Source organism: Pseudomonas sp. JV245A, from assembly GCF_032424515.1.
GTDB classification, from domain to species: Bacteria; Pseudomonadota; Gammaproteobacteria; order Pseudomonadales; family Pseudomonadaceae; genus Aquipseudomonas; species Aquipseudomonas protegens.
Map to the genome: position 1 here is coordinate 1 of NZ_VYKE01000486.1, position 636 is coordinate 636.

Below are 636 nucleotides of genomic sequence, written 5' to 3' on the forward strand. Positions count from 1 at the left end.
CCAACCAGCAGGCGGACCGCAGCCTGCAAGTGGCCCATGCCCAGGCCAGCGAACGGCTGGCCCTGGCCCGGGCCCAGACTGCCACGGTGCAGAGCCTGGCCCAGGCGCAGCGCAACGGCACCGACCCGGAAATGCTGCTGCGAATCTACCGTGAACGCCTGCCGAAGATTCTCGGGCAGGCCGGTTCGGTGACCACGGTCAATCCCCAAGACGATTCACGCCTGATCATTCAGGGAGCCGAACAATGACTGCCACCACCCATGCCGCGCCCCCCGCCAGCATGCTGACCTCGGCCGAGCAACGCAGCGCCGCCCGCCAGTTGACCCTGGCCATGCTCGCCCTGGGGCTTCTGGCCCTTGGCCTGGTCTGGCGCTGGCTGGCCCCAGGGCAGGTGGGCGTCAGCCAGTTGCTGTTGGGTGTCGCCTCGCTGCTGGTGGCGGTGCCGGTGATGCGCTCGGCCTGGTTCAGCCTGCGTTACCCGAGCCTGCACGGCATAACCGACCAACTGATCGCCCTGGCGATGCTCGGCGCCTGGGCCACTGGCGACCTGCTGACCGCGGCCCTGTTGCCGATCATCATGATCTTCGGCCACGTACTGGAAGAGCGCAGCGTGATCGGCTCCCAGGAAGCCATCGA

Annotated in this window: 2 pseudogenes; both read left to right on the top strand. The window is 68.1% G+C overall.

The window, feature by feature from the left end:
* Nucleotides 1-248, top strand: a pseudogene (locus F6S12_RS32605) (protease modulator HflK); the annotation flags it as partial.
* A pseudogene (locus F6S12_RS32610) lies at nt 245-636 on the top strand (cation-transporting P-type ATPase); the annotation flags it as partial. The pseudogenes F6S12_RS32605 and F6S12_RS32610, both read left to right, overlap by 4 nt.